Here is a 16,096-nt window from a genome sequence, read left to right on the forward strand (position 1 = left end):
GCCATGAGCCTGTTCGAGCGACACCTGACCCTGTGGGTTGTGCTGTGCATTGCGATGGGCACGCTGCTGGGCCACGTCCTGCCCGATGCCTTCGCGGTGCTGGCCGCCGCCGAAGTGGCCAAGGTCAACCTGCCGGTTGCAGTGCTGATCTGGCTGATGATCATCCCGATGCTGCTGAAGGTCGACTTCGGCGCGATGCGTCAGTTGCAGCAGCACTGGAAGGGCATCGGGGTGACGCTGTTCATCAACTGGGCGGTCAAGCCGTTCTCGATGGCGCTGCTGGGCTGGCTGTTCCTACGCCATGCCTTCGCCGACTGGTTGCCGCCAGGGCAGATCGACAGCTACGTCGCCGGGTTGATCCTGCTGGCAGCCGCGCCCTGCACCGCCATGGTGTTCGTGTGGAGCAACCTGTGCCGCGGCGATGCCAACTTCACGCTGAGCCAAGTGGCCCTGAACGACGCGATCATGGTGGTCGCGTATGCGCCGGTAGTTGCGCTGCTGCTCGGCCTGTCGGCGATCAGCGTGCCGTGGGACACCTTGCTGTTGTCGGTGAGCCTCTACATTGTGGCGCCCGTGCTGGTGGCCGCGCTGCTGCGGCGCTGGATCCTGTTGCTCAGCGGCGAGGCGGGCCTGCAACGTGCGCTTCGAAGGCTGGGGCCGCTTTCCCTGTCCGCCCTGCTGCTCACGCTGGTGCTGCTGTTCGGGTTCCAGGGCCAGCAGATCGTGAAGCAACCGCTGGTGATTGCACTGATTGCAGTGCCGATCCTGATCCAGGTCTACTTCACTTCAGGCCTGGCCTATCTGCTCAACCGTCGGCTGGGCGTGGCGCATTGCGTGGCCGGTCCTTCGGCGTTGATTGGTGCCAGCAACTTCTTCGAACTGGCGGTGGCGACAGCGGTGGGGCTGTTCGGCGTGCATTCGGGGGCGGCGCTGGCGACGGTGGTGGGCGTGCTGATCGAGGTGCCGGTCATGCTTTCTGTTGTGCGGATCGTGAATCGTACTCAAGCCTGGTACGAGAGACGCGAAGAGCACTGACATACCGGAGTGCGTCGAAGTCGATCTACGCTCTTCACTCCGCACTGTCGTCATCGGCTTGGTGGGGTACCCGTACGCCACGTCATCAACTTCGACCGATGTCGCATATTCCCCATGCCGCTACGGACGTTGCGCCGTCTGCGTCTGCGACGGCTTAACAGCATGCAAAAATGCCGAAAGCGTCTTTGATCCAGCGTTGAATACAACTCTTCTGATTGGCGTTGCGCAGCGACGGCGGTACAGATGGTGGGCCACCGGAAAATGGGTGGCCGGGCCTCGAAAACCCGTTAGATCACGAACGTTGTTTGCGCTTGCCAGCCGGCGTCACCCCGCGTGGCGCCGGCTGGCATTCCGTCTGCCGACTATGGCGGGCGGAGCGTGGAGGCCTTGCGCCTGCCGGTCTTGTTCGTGATCTCCCGGCTTTCGAGCCACGTCTCCGCCCGCCACCCTTGTGTGGCGGCTACCGTCTGTCCTGCACGGAGCATTGCCATGACCTCACCGGACTTCCCGCGCCTGCATCCGCATCACTCGCCCGCCAATGCCGGTGAGTCGCCAGATCACACCCCTGCGGCCGATCCGAACACCTTCATCGCCACCCTCAACCGCATCGGCAAGGGCGCGGCCGCCGACGGCCAGCCCTGGCCCGAACGTCATCAGATGCCCGGCCGCCGCATGGCGCTGGCCGACGCGGACTGCGCGTTGGCCGGGCTGCGCGTGGCACTGGAAATGATGCTGGCGGCCGAGCGCGTGCGCCAGAACGGTCCCGACCACGAGTACGTGGGCGACCGCGTGATGGAGGGCCTGATGATGGCCAGTCTGTCGCTGACCGCACAGGTCAGCGCACGCATGCGGCCGGAAGGGTGATACGGGGAGCAACGCTCACTGCAGCGCCGGGCACGGCCAGGCGCCCCGGCGGGCGCCGTGTCACTCGCAGAGCGCGCTGTCTTCCTTCAACGCGGCATCCTGCAGTGGCTGGCGCTGTTCGATCTGCGCACGTTGTTCCGCCGTCGGCTCGCCCAGCCACCACACACGGCAGCGCGCGGTAAGACGGCCGACCATCTTCGCCTGATCGGGCGAATACAGCATCGCCAATGAGGTGCCGGGGCAGTCGTGGGCCTGGCAGGCGGTGTAGAACCACCACGGCTCGCCCTGCAGCACCACCAGTTCGCCAGGCCCGCTGGGCCCGCTCAACAGCCGCTCGCGCAGCGACGGAATCTCTTTGTCGGCGGATTCGGCCGCGGCCGTGTTCTTCATCAGGGCGTTGAACGCGGTCAGCACCTTCCGGTCCTTGCGGCCGCAGTCGTCCACGGTATTGCCGCCCACCAGGGTGAAGAAATGGGTCGCCAGCGGGTTGTCTGCGCAGGTGAGTTCGCCGCCGGCACTCGGGTCTTCCGGTTCGCCTTCGTTGTCCCACACCGAAGGGTCCACACCGTCTTCGATGGACGGTTCCTTTTCGACCACCGTCGCCGTGGCAGCCGGTGCTTCGGTGGTCGGTGCCGGTGCGGCCGGTGCTGCATCCGGCGCCGGTGCCTGTCCGCAGGCGGCCAGCAGCGCGGCCATCATCGCCATCCCTGTGATTCGAATCTTCATTCCGTGTCCTTGTCTGATCTGCGCTGCATGCGCCACGCGGGCAGCTGCGTGATTCTAACCAGCGCCGCGCTAGGATGCGTCTGAAGCCTTCCCATCATCGCCAGGGCCTGGACGCATGCGCCGCACACGACTCGCCATGATGTTCTGCAGTGCCCTGCTGCTGGCATCGCCGGCAATCGCCCACGATGCAGAAGGCGCGCAGCCTCTCCCGGATGCAGCCCTGCCCGCGCCGCTGGAGCGCGTGCTGCGCGACTACGAGCAGGCGTGGCGCACCGGTGATGCCAAGGCGCTGGCCGGGCTGTTCACCGAGGATGGCATTGTGCTGCAGAGCAACCAGCCGCCGGTGCGCGGCCGCAGCGCGATCGAAGCCGCGTATGCCGGCCAGGGCAGCAGTCCGTTGCGGCTGCGTGCCTTGGCGTATGCGGTGGAGGGGAATACGGGTTACATCATCGGTGCGTACAGCTACGGCAACAACGTGGGCGACATCGGCAAGTTCACGCTGACGCTGAAGCGCGTGGGTGACGGCCCGTGGATGATCTTCTCGGACATGGACAACGGCAACGCGCCGCCACGGACGCGGTGATGAATGCCGCGGGTTCCGCCGTGGATCCACGCCATGCGTGGGTGGGGCGCGCACAAAAAAAACCCGGCGCGTGGCCGGGGTTTTTCGATTCACTTGAACAGCGTGTCCGGATACTCCGGTTTCTGTTCCCGTGCCAGCAATGCGCGCAGGCCTTCTTCAGGCGTCTGCTCGCCGTGCAGCACGGCACGCACGCGGTCGGAGATCGGCAGGTCGATGCCATGACGGCGCGCCTGTCGCATCACTTCGTCTGCGGTCTGCACCGACTCGACCACCTGGCCGATTTCGCGGATGGCGTCCTGCAGCGTCTGCCCGCGGCCCAGGGCCAGGCCCAGGCGGCGGTTGCGCGACAGGTCGCCGGTGCAGGTCAGCACCAGGTCGCCCAGCCCCGCCAGGCCCATCAGCGTTTCCGGCTTGGCGCCGATCGCAGCGGCCAGGCGCAGCATCTCGTTGAGACCGCGGGTGATCAGGCCGGCACGGGCGTTCAGGCCCAGCTGCATGCCATCGGCCACGCCGGTGGCCACGGCCAGCACGTTCTTCATCGCACCGCCCAGCTCGGCACCGACCATGTCGTCGCCGGTGTAGGCGCGGAACGCCGGGCCATGCATTGCCTCAGCCACCGTCTGCGCGAACTCGGGCACGTCGCCGTGCACGGTGATCGCGGTCGGCAGGCCCTGGGTCACTTCCTTGGCGAACGACGGCCCGGTGACGACGGCCAGCGGCACGTCCTCGCCCAGCACTTCGCGCGCTACTTCGTGCAGGAAGCGGCCCGAACCGGGTTCAAAACCCTTGGTGGCCCACGCCACACCGGCACCGGCCGGACGCAGCGGCGCCAGCGCGCGCACGGTTTCACCGAACGCGTGCGACGGGGTCACCACCAGGATCCAGGCCGCGCCTTCCACCGCCGACGCCAGGTCAGTGGTGGCACGCAGGCTGTCCGGCAGCGGGATGCCCGGCAGGTAGCGCGGGTTCTCGTGGCGCTGGTCGATGGCCTCGACCACGGCAGCGTCGCGCCCCCACAGCACGGTCGGGTGACCGTGCCGTGCGAGCAGGCTGGCCAGCGCGGTTCCCCAGGAACCGGCGCCGAGCACGGCGATCTTGTCAGCGGTAGTGCTCATCCGTGACGTCGCGGCCGGAATCAGGCGTTGCCGGCCGGCTCGGAGTCAGCCAGCGACGGTGCGTCGCCCTGCTCCTGGCGCTGGCGCAGGGTTTCTGCGTACAGGCCTTCGAAGTTGATCGGCTGCAGGAAGAACGGCGGGAAGCCGCCGGCCTGGATCAGGTCGCTGACCAGCTGGCGCACGTACGGGAACAGGATGTTCGGGCACTGGGTACCGAGCAGCACGTCGATCGACTGCGGGTCCAGGCCGACCAGGCCGAACACGCCGGCCTGCTTCACTTCGGCCACATAGGCGGTGCGCTCACCGGCCTGGCAGGTCAGGGTCACGGCCAGCACCACTTCGAAGGCGTTCTCGCCCAGGCGCTGCACCTGCTGGTTCAGGTTGAGCTGCAGTTCCGGCTGCACCTGGTCATTGAAGATGGTCGGAGCATTCGGCGACTCGAAGGAAACGTCCTTGACGTAGATCTTCTCGACGGTGAAAGCGGGGCCGGTGGCGGCATCGGCCGGCGCAACGGCGCCGTTGGTGGTCTCTTCGGACATTTCCAGTAACTCCAGGTGAATGCAATGAAAACGATGGTCGAACTACTGCGATGGGGGCGGTTCCAGGCCCATACAAGGCCGGATCCGCCACCTGCGACAATCAGTTGCGGCCCTTGACCAGCGGCAGCTCGGCCTGCTGCCAGGCGGGAATGCCGCCGTCGAGCACGTAGACCTTCTCGAAGCCAGCCTTCTTCAGCGCCTTGGCGGCGGTTTCCGAGGCGTTGCCACTGCGGCACACCAGCACCACCGGCGACTGCTTGGCGTTGGCCACCAGCTTGTTGTCCGGGCCGAAGGCACTGGCCTGGGCATTGCGGCTGCCGGCGATGTGGCCCTTCTCGAAGTCACCGCTGGCCGACAGGTCGACCACCACCGTGCCACCTGCATTGATCAGCTGGGTCAGTTCGGCGGGCTTGATGCCCTTGAAGCCCCGGAACAGGCGGCGGATCTCGGTGACGATGATGGCCACGGTCAGGCCGACCAGGGCCGCGGACAGCATCGGGTTTCGGCCTGCAAAGGCCAGCAACTCTTCGTAATTCACTCAGGTCACGGGTCGATTAAGCGGGCGCCGATTGTCGCACAAGCCGGACGCGGCCCGTCACTGCCCCTTCCACAGGTCCGGCAGGCCGGCGGTCTGCCACCAGCGCTTGGCCTCGGCATCCCAGCGCCAGCGCTCGACCACCACCACGGTGCGCTCGGCCTGGGTGTTCTGGTTGATCACCCCGATTTCGACCCGGCGCTCGACCAGGCCCCCTTCCAGCGCGGCGCTGCTGCGCTCGCGGTAGGACGACACGCGCAGCTGCGCGTAGCGGTTGAGCTCGAACTCGGTGGGCGGCTTTTCCTTGCGCAGCTTGGGGTCCAGATAGCCAATGGCATCGTCCATGCTGCCCCAGCGGATGGTGGCGCCGTAGGCGATCTGGGTCTCTTCCAGCAGCTTGCGCTGCTTGCGGCTCAGATCGTCGGCCGAAGCCACGGCGCTGACCAGCAGCAGGGAGAGCATCAGGAACTGGATGAGGCGGCGCATCGGTGGTTTCCCCAGAACGTCAGCCTGCCATCCTACCCTTTGGCGAAGGCTACGAAGCGACCACTGAACTCGGCGGCGGGCTTGCCGTCGGCGCCGGGCTGGATGGCGACGATGCTGATACGGGCCTTGCGGCGCTGGCGGAAGGTGTTCAGGAAGGCGTCCCAGCCGGTGGCCTCGGCCGCTTCGGCATGGGCGTGCAGGTCTTCGTAGACCGGCGCCAGGTAGCGCAGGTTGCTGTCGGCCACGTAGACCTCCGCATCGTGGCCGGCCAGGCGCAGGCGCAGGCTGACCAGCGCCCAGCCGGACAGGGTCAGCACCGAGGCCAGGCTGCCACCGAAGGCATTGCCCTTGTCGTTGACGTTGGCGGCCAGCGGCGCGGTGATGCGCAGCACGCCATCGGCATAACCGTCGAGCTGGATCTGCATGGCGCGGACCGCCGGCATGCAGTCCAGCACGTCCTGCAGGGCGGCCAGCGAGGAAGTCAGAGCATCAACGGACATCGGAGCAGAGACCACGACAACGAAGGGCCCGCATAATGCAGGCAATGGCCGACCATACGATACCCACTGGCGCCGCCGGTTCCGACGCGGACTGGACCTTCATTTCGCTGCGACCGCAGGGCCAGCATGCGGCGCTGCGCCGCGCCGTTGCTGGGCTGGACGGGCATCTGCTGGCGCTGTCGCCCTGGCGGCTGCAGCGCCTGCATGGCACGCCAGTGGTGCGCCAGCTGCAACGCGCGCTGAACTGCGATCGGGTGGTGTTCACCAGCCCGGCCGCAGTGGCAGCGGCCGCGTCCCTGCTGCCGCTGGCCGACGCGCAGCGCAGCCCGTGGCTGACCGTGGGCGACGGCACCGCGCGTGCGCTGCAGGCGCAGGGGGTCAACGAGGTACATGCGCCGCAGCGGATGGACAGCGAGGGGCTGCTGGCGCTGCCGGTGCTGGCCGACGTACGCGGCCTGCGCATCGGGCTGGTGACCGCCCCCGGCGGGCGCGGCCTGATCGCTGCGCAGTTGCAGGCGGCCGGCGCCAGCATCGAACGTGCCGACGTCTACCAGCGTCGCCTGCTGCGCCTGTCGCCACGCGCACTGGCTCGATTGGCGCATTCAGCGTATCCGTGGGTGCTGGCAGTCAGCAGTGGCGAAGCGCTGCAGCATTTCTGGCAACAGCTTCCACGTGCGTTGCAACAACGCCTGCAGGCCCACGCCAGCGTGGTGGTCGCCAGCGATCGGCTTGGCGAGCAGGCGCAGGCACTGGGCCTGCAGCGCATCAGCCGTAGCGCCGGCCCTGCCGGTGCACAGCTGGTGAGCGCTGCACACGCCACGCTCACCGTCCCGGCAGCGACCTGAACAGGGACGTGGATCACGCTTGCCGCTGTCGTCGGCAACAGTGATGCTGTGCACAACGCGGCCTGCCGGAACCCCACCGGCGACTTGCCGACAAGGAAGCCCGATGAACGAGACCCCGCCCGTTTCCCCGCCCCGTCGACCGGTGCGCTGGCTGCTGCCGCTGGCCGGCGTGGTCGTGCTTGGCGTGGGTGGCTATGCCGGCTGGCGCTTCTGGCATGAGCAACAGGACGCACAGGACGCACAGGCACAGACCACCGCCGTGCAGCTGCAGGGCCTGGAAGCCACGCTGGATGCCCTGCGCCGCGACCAGCGCGCGACCAGCCAACGCCTGCAGGATGCCGCCGCCACCAACCGCGTGCTGCGCGACGAGATGCTTGGCCTTTCGCAGCGTAGTGCGCTGCTGGAAGAAAATCTGGCCAAGCTGGCCGACAGCGCCAACCAGGGCCGGCAGGCGGTGCAGCGCGACGAGGCCGAGCTGCTGCTGACCCAGGCCGCGCAGCGCCTGAACTACGCCGACGATGTGGAAGGTGCGCGTCGTCTGTACGCGCAGGCTGCCACCGCGCTGGCCGATCTGCCCGACAGTGATGGCCTGAACCTGCGCCAGGCACTGGTGCAGGAGCGCGAAGCGCTGGACACGCTCGGCGCCGGCCCACGTGTGCAGTCGCTGCAGCGCCTGGATGCATTGGCCAAGGCATTGCAGGGCCTGCCTTCGCAGGTGACGGGCAGCGCCACCGCTAACGCCAGGCCCTGGTGGCAGGCCACGCTGGCACCGTTCGTGGACATCACCCCGAGCCGCCAGAACGGCCCACTGACTGCCGCCGAGCGCCACAACGCCGACGATGCGCTGCAGCTGGAACTGACCCTGGCGCGTGCGGCCATTGAACGTGGCGACCGCAGCGGACGCGATACCGCATTGGCGCGCGTGGAACACTGGGCACAGCGGCGTTGGCCGGATTCACCGGCCCTGCGCGCGCAACGTGCTGAACTGAAGGCCTTGCGCGAGCTTCCGTTGCAGGCCAGCAACACCGTTCTTGGCAGCACCCTGCAGCAACTGCGCACCCAGACCGACCGGAGGTAATCCCGCATGAAACCCCTGCAATCCCTGGTCGTGCTGTTGCTGGCCGTGGCCATCGGCGTGGTCGCCGCGCAATGGCTCGGCGCCGATGACCTCAACCGCTTCGGCGAAGTGACCCTGCGCTATGGCGGCTACGACTATCACAGCAACCTGCCGAAGGTTGCCCTGCTGACCGTGGTCGCCGTGCTGGTGCTGTGGCTGCTGTGGAGCCTGATCGCCGCACCGTTCCGTGCCTGGGGCCGCTACCGCCGCAAGCAGGGCCGGGTGCGCCTGATCGACGGCCTGCAGGCCTATGAGCATGGCCAGTGGCAGCGCGCGGAAAAACTGCTGGATGGCGCGGCGAAGGATCCGGAAGTGAGCGCGGTGGCGCTGGCCAACGCCGTGCGCAGTGCGCAGGCGCGTGCCGATGGTCCCGCCGGTGAAGCACTGCTGCAGCGCCTGGGCGAAAGCGATGCCACCCTGCAGGCGCTGCTGCGCGCCGAGCAGCTGCTGGCGCGCGACCTGCCGGTGGATGCGATCAACGCGCTGGACGTGGCAGCGATCCAGCCGCTGCCGCCGCGTGGCCTGTGGCTGCGTACCGAGGCACTGGCACGTGCCGGCCGCGCGCACGAGGCTTACGGCCAGCTCGGCGCGCTGCGCCAGAGCAAGGTGCTGCCGGCCGAATCGAACAGCGAACTGGAAGCACGCCTGGCCGCGCAGGCACTGCTGGAAGCGGCCGATGTCAATGCGCTGGCCGCGCAGTGGGAAGCCACGCCGAAGGCGCTGCGCCCGACCCCGGACGTGGTCGGTGCGTATGCCAGCCGTGCGGTTGCGTTGAGCTGGGACGAACCGGCGCTGCTGGCGTTGGAACACGCCCTGGACCAGCGCTGGGACGATGAGCTGGTGGCGCTGTACGGCCGCCTCCCAGCCGAGCGCCTGGCCACCCGCCAGGCCAATCTGGCGCGCTGGCGCAACGTGCATGACAGCTCGGCCGCGCTTCGCCTGGCGCAGGGCCGCGTGGCCCTGGCCCAGCAGCAGTGGGATGCCGCCGATACGTTCCTGCACGAGGCGATTGCCGCCGGTGCCGGTGCCGCGGCCTGGGAAGCACTGGGTGAACTGTTCGCACAGCGTGGCGACCACGCGCTGGCCGCGCAGTGCCTTGCCAATGCGCTGCGCCTGCAGCGTGGCGAGGACAGCGTGGAACTGGTGCGCGGCACCGAGGCGCCGCTGCGTGCCACGGTGGAAGAGCAGCCGATCGCGATGCAACCGCCGGTGTACGACGCCAACGAAGAGCGCGACGAATTCGGCAACCCGCGGTTGCCGTGATCCCTGCCGAAGCGTGCCGGCCAACGGTCCGCACCCACCGGAGCAAGAAAAAACGCCGCCCACTGGGCGGCGTTTTCATCTGTGGAACCCGGTAGTCGCCAACCCTGGTTGGCGCTCTGACATCTTCCGAACGATGACATCGCATGGCCGACCAAGGTCGGCATCTACCACAGCAGATCCAGCGCGCATTCCCGGTAGTCACCAACCTTGGTTGGCGCGCGGTCGCAACGATCAGCGTTCGACGATCGCGACCACACCCATGCCGCCGGCGGTGCAGATCGACACCAGCGCGCGGCCACCGCCGCGTTCGGCCAGCTGCTTGGCCGCGGTGGCGATCACGCGTGCGCCAGTGGCGGCGAACGGGTGGCCGGTGGCCAGCGACGAGCCCAGCAGGTTGATCTTGTCCGGGTCGATGCGGCCCATCGGCGCATCCAGGCCGAGGCGGTTGCGGCAGTAATCCTCGCTCTCCCACGCACGCAGGGTGCACAGCACCTGTGCGGCGAAGGCTTCGTGGATCTCGTAGATGTCGAAGTCCTGCAGGGTCAGGCCGTTGCGCTTGAGCATCTCCGGCACGGCCACGGTCGGCGCCATCAACAGGCCTTCGCCGTGCACGAAGTCCACGGCAGAGACATGCGCGTCGCGCAGGTAGGCCTGCGGCTCATGGCCGTGCGCACGTGCCCACTCTTCGCTGGCCAGCAGCACGGCGGCGGCGCCATCGGTGAGCGGGGTCGAGTTGGCGGCGGTCAGCGTGCCACGGCCGGAGACCTTGTCGAACGCCGGCTTCAACGTCGCCAGCTTTTCCAGCGAGGTGTCGGCGCGCAGGATGTTGTCGCGCTCGACGCCGCGGAACGGTGCGATCAGATCGCTGAAGAAACCGCGCTCATAGGCCGCGGCCAGCTTCTTGTGCGATGACACTGCCCACTCGTCCTGCGAGTCGCGCGAGATGTTCCATTCCTTGGCCATGTCCTCGCAGTGGTCGCCCATGCTCTTGCCGGTACGCGGCTCAGCCACGCCCGGGAATTCGGGCTTGAGCTCGGAGAACTTGAAGCCGGAGGTCAGTGCACGGATCTTGTCACCGGTGCTCTTGGCACGGTTGGCAGCCAGCAGGCGCGCGCGCAGCTTCTTGCCGTACACGATCGGCACGTCGGAGGTGGTGTCCGAACCGCCGCCGATGCCCGATTCGATCTGGCCCAGCGCGATCTTGTTGGCGACAGTGATGATGCTGTCCAGCGAAGTGCCGCAGGCGCGCTGCAGGGTGATGCCGGGGGTCAACGGCGACAGGCCGGAGGACAGCGTGGCTTCGCGGCCGAGGTTCCAGTCGCTGGAGTGCTTGATCACCGCACCCATCGCCACTTCACCCAGCTGCTGGCCGTGCAGGCCGAAACGTTCGACCAGCGCGCCCAGCGTACGGACCGACATGCCGAGGTTGCCGACATCCGAATACGCGGTGTTCTGGCGGCAGAACGGAATGCGGACGCCACCGAGGATGGCGACGGGACGAGCGTTGGGCATGGAGATACCTGGCATGGATGAGGGTGTCTGCAACATGGCCTGCACGACGGAGCAGGCATAATGGAGCCAAGTGTAGCTGCCGCCCTGTGATGGGCCAACCGTGGAACCATGAGCAAACCCGACCCCGCGATGAATGCCCTTGGCGTGCTGGCCCTGGAACTGGCCGGCGGCGAAATCCCCCGCCAGGCGGTGCTCAGCGCCGAACAGGCCGGTGAACTGGCCGAACGCGTCGGCCGTGACCTGGCCAAGCAAGTGCCGCAGGTGGCCGAGCTGGACCTGGTGTTCGCCGCCGCCCATTTCGACCCGGCCGAAGTGCTGCGCCCGGGCTGGCCGATCCACCGCCGCCTGGAAGAGCTGCAGATGCGCGCACCGGGCCGCAACCAGGGGCCGCGCCTGCTGGCCTTCGGTACCGACGCCGCTGGTGATGTGCCGCTGCCGTTCCAGGCCGATGCCAGCCTGGTGGGCGGGGGCCTGCGCGTGGTGCCGTTCCTGCTGACCGGCAGCGACGTGGCCACCACCAATGCGGTGGCCGAAGCGCTGGAAGAAACACTGCTGGCCAACGGCATGGCGCATGCCGACACCGCGTTGATGGCGCAGAACACCTTCGGTGCCCGCATCGAGCACGCGCGCTATTTCACCGTGAACGACCTGGCCGCGATGATGTCGATGCAGTACGACAACCAGGGCCTGGCCGCGCTGTGGCCGCTGATCGAGACCGCGATCATGGCGCCGGGCGAAGACGAGTGGCTCAATGCCGCGCCCGAGCCGCTGCTGCGCTATACCCATGGCGAAGCACGCATGGCGCTGTTCGATCCGGCCGGCTGGTGCGCGCATTACGACCACGGCAACAACGACTGCGACCGCCTGCAGGGTATCTACGAGCAGTTCCTGATGCGCCAGCGGCAGATGGCTGCGGTGCTGGAAGCGCACGGCGTGCCGGTGCTGTTCGTGCACTGCGAAGCCGGGCAGGACGCGCGCGAGCTGCTGGCGCGCTGATCGGAAACAGCGACCGCCGCGTGTTGTAGAGCCGAGCTCATGCTCGGCTCAGGTCCACCGAAGAGCAGGTAGTGCCCGCCGCTGGCCGGCACTACCGATCAAGAAAAACGCCGGCTTGTGCCGGCGTTTTCCATTTCCGGCAAGGCCGTCCTTACGGCGCCTTCTGGATCACAGCACACGCCAGGCGTGCGCCGGCATTGCCGGTCGGCTGGGTCTTGTAGTCGTCCGCATCGGCGTGGACGATCAGGCCTCGGCCGATGATGTCGAAGTCATCACCCTTGCCGATGTTGACGTTGCTCGACACCGGGCCGTCGATGGTGGCCACGCCCTTGTCGTCGGCCTTGATGTTGGGCATGTCGCCGCCGTGGTGCGGATCGACGGCCACGCTGCCGTGGTCCTGCTTGCCCGGGTTGAAGTGGCCGCCGGCGCTCATGCCGTCCGGCGCGCTGCAGTCGCCCTTCTCGTGGATGTGGAAGCCGTGCTCGCTGCCCGGCTTCAGGCCGCTGATCTGGCCGGTCACGTGGACCTTGCCGTCGACCACCTTGAAGGTGACGCTGCCCTTGGTCTCGTTGCCCTGGGTCGGTGCCAGTTCGGCCGTGGCCGAGGCGTCGGCAGCCGGAGCTGCTGCCGGCGCTGCGGCCGGTTCGGTGGTGGCGCCCTCGGCCGGGGCGGCCGGCGGGGTTTCAGTCTGCGGCGCGGCGGGCTGCTGGTTGCAGGCCGCCAGGCCCAGTGCGGCAATGGCCGCGAACAGCGAAGTGTGGATCAGACGCATGGAATCTCTCCCTGGATGATGCCGGCAACGATCAACGGACAACCCGGATCACGCCACAGGCGATGCGGACGCCGGCATTGCCGGCGGGCTGGCTGCGATAGTCGTCGGCATTTGCATGCACGACCAGTGCACGTCCGGCGATATCGGTGGCGGCGCCTCCGCCAAGGGTAACCCCCTTGAGGTGGATATCGACGTTGGCGCGGCCCTGGGCGTCGGCACGCAGATTGTCCATGTCGCCCAGATGGTGCTTGCCGGTGCCTGCGCGGCCATGCGCGGTGCCACCGGGGTTGAAATGGTTGCCGGCGCTACTGGCATCCACCGCGCTGCAGTCGCCGCGCTCGTGGATGTGGAAGCCGGCCTGCTGCAGGGGCTGCAGTCCACCGACCAGGCCGGTGATGTGGATGCCACCGGGCTCCACCATCAGCGCGATGCGGCCGCTGACGATGCTGGCCGAGGCCGGCGAGAGGTTGGCCTCGGCCTGCTTGGCGGCGCTGACGGCCACCGGCGGTGGCGGGGTGGGCTCGGCCTTCTTCGGCGCACTGCCACAGGCAGACAGCAGCACGGCGGCGGACAACGGCAGGATGGCAAAGGACAGACGCATCGAAGACTCCTTGCAGGTGACACTACGGACGGCATCGTCCATGAACGATCAACGGTTCGGCAAGCGGGTGCGAGGATCGCGTGCAGGGACCGTTCAATGGCCCCCGCGGCGGCGCCCGGCGCCCAGCTTGCGGGTGAGGGTATTGCGGCCGAGGCCCAGGCGGGCAGCGGCTTCGGCACGGCGGCCATGGGTGATCTGCAGCGCCGCCTCCAGCAAGGCATGATCGACCCGCTCGCGCACCTGTGCGTGCAGTCCTTCCACGCCCTCGCCCAGCTGCCGGCGTGCCCATTCGGCCAGCAGCGCCTCCCACTGCCCCGGATCGGCGCCACTGGCGCTGCTGCGGCGGCCCCGCGTGCGATTCAGCGCGGTATCAACGTCGGCCACGCCGATGGTATCGGCGGCGGCCAGCGCCGCCATCCGCCAGCACACGTTCTCCAGCTCGCGTACGTTGCCCGGCCAGTCGTGCTCGCGCAGCGCCTGCAGGGCGGCGGCGGTCAACCGCTTCGGCGGCGTATCCAGCCTGTGTGCAGCGGCAGCCAGGAAGGTGCTGGCCAACTGCGCGATGTCCTCGCGGCGCTCGCGCAGCGGCGGCAGCTGCAGGCGCACCACGTCCAAGCGGTGCAGCAGATCGGCGCGGAACTTGCCCTGCGCGACCAGGCCTTCCAGGTCCTGGTGGGTGGCGGCCACCACTCGCACATCGACGCGAATCAACTCGCGGCCACCGACGCGGAAGAACTCGCCCTGTGCCAGCACGCGCAACAGACGGGTCTGCAGCGGCAGCGGCATGTCGCCGATCTCATCCAGGAACAGGGTGCCACCGTTGGCCTGCTCGAAGCGACCGATATGGCGGCGCTGGGCACCGGTGAAGGCGCCGGCTTCGTGGCCGAACAGTTCGCTCTCCAGCAGCTCGGCCGGGATGGCGGCGGTATTGAGCGCAACGAAGGGCGCCTGTGCGCGCGGCGATTCGCGGTGCAGGGCATGCGCCACCAGCTCCTTGCCGGTGCCGGTCTCGCCGGTGATCAACACCGCCAGCGGTGCCTGCGCCAGGCGGCCGATGGCGCGGAACAGGGCACGCATCGGCGGGGTGTCACCCACCAGCTGCGGTGGCTGATCGCTGCGGGTTTCGGCTGCGGTTGTGGGCGCAGCCATTGCCGGCGCCACCGCCGGCAGCACGCGCTGCGCCAGCGCCACTGCATCATCCAGATCAAACGGCTTGGACAGGAATTCATGCGCGCCGCCGCGGAATGCACCGGCGGTACTGGCAACATCGGTATAGGCCGACATCACCACCACCGGCAGCTGCGGCAGCGCGGCCTTCAGCTTGTCCAGCAACACCAGGCCACCGTCGCCCGGCATGCGTACATCGGTGAACAGCAACGCCGGTGGCGGGCCCTCGCTCAGGGCCTGCAGGGCCGGAGCGGCGCTGTCGAAATCGACCACCTGGTAGCCCGCCTCGCGCAGCGCGGTGCACAGCACGAAGCGCACGGCACGGTCGTCGTCGACCACCCAGATGCGTTGTGCGGGAGTGGAGGCGTCAGACATCGCGCGGGGCTTCCTCGGCCGGGGCGGCGCCGTTGCCGATCGGCAGCAGCAGAGTGAACACGGTATGTCCCGGGCGCGAGCGGTAGGTCAGCGTGCCGCGATGTTCGCGTGCGACCTGCTGCGCCAGCGCCAGGCCCAGGCCAGTGCCTTCGGCGCGACCACTGACCAGCGGCAGGAACAGATGCTCGGCCAGCTCCTCGGGCACGCCACGGCCGTCGTCGGCAATCTCCAGGCGCAGCGCCAGCGTGTGCAGCTGCTCGGCGATGCGTACGCCGTGCTCGACGCGGGTGCGCAGGGTGATGTTGCCGGCACCGGCCTGGATCGCGTTGCGCACCAGGTTCCACACTGCCTGGGTGAGGCGGTCGGCATCGCCATGGAATTCGGGAATGCTGGGGTCGTAGTCGCGCTGCAGGCGTACCGCCCAGCCGGCCTCGTTCTCGGCCAGGCGCAGCACGCGTTCCAGCGCGGCGTGGATGTTCAGTTCGGCGTGAGGCGCGGCCGGGGCCGGTGACAGCAGCTGGTCGAGCAGGCCGTTGAGGCGTTCGATCTCCGAACCGATCAGCTCGATCAGCTCACGTTCGCTGGCGTCACGCTGGGCGGCGCGCCGGGCCAGCAACTGGGCCGCGCCCTTCAAGCCAGCCAACGGATTGCGCAGTTCATGGGCCAGCCCCTTCAGCGCCGCGCTGAGCGCGCTGGGCAGGGCCTGGGTCGGGTCGAGCCCGGGGAACTCATCGACCGGGTGCGCCTCCAGCAACCAGCCACCATCGTCGCGGCGGCTCATCCAGCCCTCGGCGAAGCGCGGTGCCTCACCGGGCACCGCCAGCGCCAGCCGGTTCAGGCGCAGGCTGTCGCGCTCATCGCGGGCCAGGAAATGGGCCAGCGCCTCACCCTGCACTTCCAGCGCGGCCAGGGGCTGGCCGAGCAGGCGGCGGATGCTGACACCCAGCCAACGCGCGAAGGCCGGGTTGCAGCCGATGATGCGGCCATCAGCCCCAGCCCAGGCCAGCGGCGTGCCCAGGGCGTCGAGGGATGGCGGCGGTGTGGGGTCGGACATTGCACCAATGT

The 16,096-nt window shown here is 68.4% G+C and carries 18 protein-coding genes; 7 read left to right on the forward strand and 11 right to left on the reverse strand.

Features of this window, described 5'->3' with window-relative positions:
* Positions 1–3 precede the first annotated feature (3 nt).
* Positions 4–1,035 (forward strand): ACR3 family arsenite efflux transporter, encoded by a 1,032-nt coding sequence (arsB, locus tag DI041_RS06590; protein ID WP_046985365.1) that lies wholly within the window; start codon positions 4–6, stop codon positions 1,033–1,035.
* Positions 1,036–1,524: 489 nt separating this feature from the next.
* Positions 1,525–1,899 carry a hypothetical protein gene (locus DI041_RS06595; RefSeq protein ID WP_136638482.1) on the forward strand — a complete coding sequence of 125 codons (375 nt, stop codon included), beginning with the start codon at positions 1,525–1,527 and terminating at the stop codon, positions 1,897–1,899.
* A gap of 60 nt (positions 1,900–1,959) precedes the next feature.
* Here DI041_RS06595 and DI041_RS06600 read toward each other — a convergent pair whose 3' ends face one another.
* A complete protein-coding gene (locus tag DI041_RS06600; protein ID WP_136638481.1) occupies positions 1,960–2,625 on the reverse strand; it encodes an Ivy family c-type lysozyme inhibitor in 666 nt (221 codons plus the stop codon).
* 136 nt (positions 2,626–2,761) lie between these two features.
* Between DI041_RS06600 and DI041_RS06605 the strand changes: the two genes are divergently transcribed.
* Positions 2,762–3,208 carry a YybH family protein gene (locus DI041_RS06605; RefSeq protein ID WP_136638480.1) on the forward strand — a complete coding sequence of 149 codons (447 nt, stop codon included), beginning with the start codon at positions 2,762–2,764 and terminating at the stop codon, positions 3,206–3,208.
* A gap of 89 nt (positions 3,209–3,297) precedes the next feature.
* Here DI041_RS06605 and DI041_RS06610 read toward each other — a convergent pair whose 3' ends face one another.
* From DI041_RS06610 to DI041_RS06630, 5 genes are all read right to left on the reverse strand, one after another.
* Positions 3,298–4,323, reverse strand: coding sequence for an NAD(P)H-dependent glycerol-3-phosphate dehydrogenase (locus DI041_RS06610; protein WP_046985369.1), 1,026 nt, complete (start codon positions 4,321–4,323; stop codon positions 3,298–3,300).
* 20 nt (positions 4,324–4,343) lie between these two features.
* Complete coding sequence (gene secB, locus DI041_RS06615) at positions 4,344–4,862, reverse strand: protein-export chaperone SecB (RefSeq protein ID WP_046985370.1); 519 nt, start codon at positions 4,860–4,862, stop codon at positions 4,344–4,346.
* Between the two features lie 100 nt (positions 4,863–4,962).
* The gene (locus tag DI041_RS06620; RefSeq protein ID WP_004134671.1) at positions 4,963–5,400 is read right to left on the reverse strand and encodes a rhodanese-like domain-containing protein; all 438 of its coding nucleotides are present in this window, start codon (positions 5,398–5,400) and stop codon (positions 4,963–4,965) included.
* A 57-nt stretch (positions 5,401–5,457) separates the two neighbouring features.
* Positions 5,458–5,883 (reverse strand): hypothetical protein, encoded by a 426-nt coding sequence (locus DI041_RS06625; protein ID WP_046985371.1) that lies wholly within the window; start codon positions 5,881–5,883, stop codon positions 5,458–5,460.
* A 32-nt stretch (positions 5,884–5,915) separates the two neighbouring features.
* On the reverse strand, positions 5,916–6,383 hold the full coding sequence (locus DI041_RS06630; protein WP_046985372.1) for a YiiD C-terminal domain-containing protein: 468 nt from the start codon (positions 6,381–6,383) through the stop codon (positions 5,916–5,918).
* 35 nt (positions 6,384–6,418) lie between these two features.
* Here DI041_RS06630 and DI041_RS06635 point away from each other — a divergent pair, with 35 nt between their 5' ends.
* The 3 genes from DI041_RS06635 (at position 6,419) to DI041_RS06645 (ending at position 9,608) form a co-directional block, all read left to right on the forward strand.
* Positions 6,419–7,228, forward strand: coding sequence for a uroporphyrinogen-III synthase (locus DI041_RS06635; protein WP_046985373.1), 810 nt, complete (start codon positions 6,419–6,421; stop codon positions 7,226–7,228).
* A 103-nt stretch (positions 7,229–7,331) separates the two neighbouring features.
* Positions 7,332–8,306: a uroporphyrinogen-III C-methyltransferase gene (locus DI041_RS06640; protein ID WP_136638479.1), complete on the forward strand. Its 975-nt coding sequence runs from the start codon at positions 7,332–7,334 to the stop codon at positions 8,304–8,306.
* Positions 8,307–8,312: 6 nt separating this feature from the next.
* On the forward strand, positions 8,313–9,608 hold the full coding sequence (locus DI041_RS06645) for a heme biosynthesis protein HemY (protein WP_046985374.1): 1,296 nt from the start codon (positions 8,313–8,315) through the stop codon (positions 9,606–9,608).
* A 231-nt stretch (positions 9,609–9,839) separates the two neighbouring features.
* Here the strand turns inward: DI041_RS06645 and DI041_RS06650 are convergent, their stop codons facing one another.
* Entirely contained in the window at positions 9,840–11,135 is a 1,296-nt protein-coding gene (locus DI041_RS06650; protein WP_136638478.1) for an acetyl-CoA C-acetyltransferase, read from the reverse strand.
* Positions 11,136–11,228: 93 nt separating this feature from the next.
* Between DI041_RS06650 and DI041_RS06655 the strand changes: the two genes are divergently transcribed.
* A complete protein-coding gene (locus DI041_RS06655) occupies positions 11,229–12,116 on the forward strand; it encodes a hypothetical protein (RefSeq protein WP_046985376.1) in 888 nt (295 codons plus the stop codon).
* Between the two features lie 151 nt (positions 12,117–12,267).
* On the opposite strand, the gene DI041_RS06660 is transcribed toward DI041_RS06655, so the two are convergent.
* From DI041_RS06660 to DI041_RS06675, 4 genes are all read right to left on the reverse strand, one after another.
* The gene (locus DI041_RS06660; RefSeq protein ID WP_136638477.1) at positions 12,268–12,888 is read right to left on the reverse strand and encodes a superoxide dismutase family protein; all 621 of its coding nucleotides are present in this window, start codon (positions 12,886–12,888) and stop codon (positions 12,268–12,270) included.
* A gap of 31 nt (positions 12,889–12,919) precedes the next feature.
* Positions 12,920–13,489 (reverse strand): superoxide dismutase family protein, encoded by a 570-nt coding sequence (locus tag DI041_RS06665; RefSeq protein WP_136638476.1) that lies wholly within the window; start codon positions 13,487–13,489, stop codon positions 12,920–12,922.
* Between the two features lie 93 nt (positions 13,490–13,582).
* Positions 13,583–15,031 (reverse strand): nitrogen regulation protein NR(I), encoded by a 1,449-nt coding sequence (gene ntrC, locus DI041_RS06670; protein WP_136638475.1) that lies wholly within the window; start codon positions 15,029–15,031, stop codon positions 13,583–13,585.
* Complete coding sequence (locus tag DI041_RS06675; protein ID WP_046985391.1) at positions 15,024–16,085, reverse strand: two-component system sensor histidine kinase NtrB; 1,062 nt, start codon at positions 16,083–16,085, stop codon at positions 15,024–15,026. Before DI041_RS06675 ends, ntrC begins: the two co-directional genes overlap by 8 nt.
* Positions 16,086–16,096 lie beyond the last annotated feature (11 nt).

The organism is Stenotrophomonas maltophilia (assembly GCF_004920835.1).
GTDB classification, from domain to species: Bacteria; Pseudomonadota; Gammaproteobacteria; order Xanthomonadales; family Xanthomonadaceae; genus Stenotrophomonas; species Stenotrophomonas maltophilia_AQ.

Bases quoted from the DNA above. Each gene is read 5' to 3' on its own strand.
- DI041_RS06610 (WP_046985369.1), bottom strand. From the start codon at position 4,323: ATGAGCACTACCGCTGACAAGATCGCCGTGCTCGGCGCCGGTTCCTGG.
- DI041_RS06635 (WP_046985373.1), top strand. From the start codon at position 6,419: ATGCAGGCAATGGCCGACCATACGATACCCACTGGCGCCGCCGGTTCC.
- DI041_RS06600 (WP_136638481.1), bottom strand. From the start codon at position 2,625: ATGAAGATTCGAATCACAGGGATGGCGATGATGGCCGCGCTGCTGGCC.
- secB (WP_046985370.1), bottom strand. From the start codon at position 4,862: ATGTCCGAAGAGACCACCAACGGCGCCGTTGCGCCGGCCGATGCCGCC.
- DI041_RS06625 (WP_046985371.1), bottom strand. From the start codon at position 5,883: ATGCGCCGCCTCATCCAGTTCCTGATGCTCTCCCTGCTGCTGGTCAGC.
- DI041_RS06650 (WP_136638478.1), bottom strand. From the start codon at position 11,135: ATGCCAGGTATCTCCATGCCCAACGCTCGTCCCGTCGCCATCCTCGGT.
- DI041_RS06660 (WP_136638477.1), bottom strand. From the start codon at position 12,888: ATGCGTCTGATCCACACTTCGCTGTTCGCGGCCATTGCCGCACTGGGC.
- ntrC (WP_136638475.1), bottom strand. From the start codon at position 15,031: ATGTCTGACGCCTCCACTCCCGCACAACGCATCTGGGTGGTCGACGAC.
- DI041_RS06605 (WP_136638480.1), top strand. From the start codon at position 2,762: ATGATGTTCTGCAGTGCCCTGCTGCTGGCATCGCCGGCAATCGCCCAC.
- DI041_RS06630 (WP_046985372.1), bottom strand. From the start codon at position 6,383: ATGTCCGTTGATGCTCTGACTTCCTCGCTGGCCGCCCTGCAGGACGTG.
- DI041_RS06595 (WP_136638482.1), top strand. From the start codon at position 1,525: ATGACCTCACCGGACTTCCCGCGCCTGCATCCGCATCACTCGCCCGCC.
- DI041_RS06665 (WP_136638476.1), bottom strand. From the start codon at position 13,489: ATGCGTCTGTCCTTTGCCATCCTGCCGTTGTCCGCCGCCGTGCTGCTG.
- DI041_RS06640 (WP_136638479.1), top strand. From the start codon at position 7,332: ATGAACGAGACCCCGCCCGTTTCCCCGCCCCGTCGACCGGTGCGCTGG.
- DI041_RS06655 (WP_046985376.1), top strand. From the start codon at position 11,229: ATGAGCAAACCCGACCCCGCGATGAATGCCCTTGGCGTGCTGGCCCTG.
- DI041_RS06675 (WP_046985391.1), bottom strand. From the start codon at position 16,085: ATGTCCGACCCCACACCGCCGCCATCCCTCGACGCCCTGGGCACGCCG.
- arsB (WP_046985365.1), top strand. From the start codon at position 4: ATGAGCCTGTTCGAGCGACACCTGACCCTGTGGGTTGTGCTGTGCATT.
- DI041_RS06645 (WP_046985374.1), top strand. From the start codon at position 8,313: ATGAAACCCCTGCAATCCCTGGTCGTGCTGTTGCTGGCCGTGGCCATC.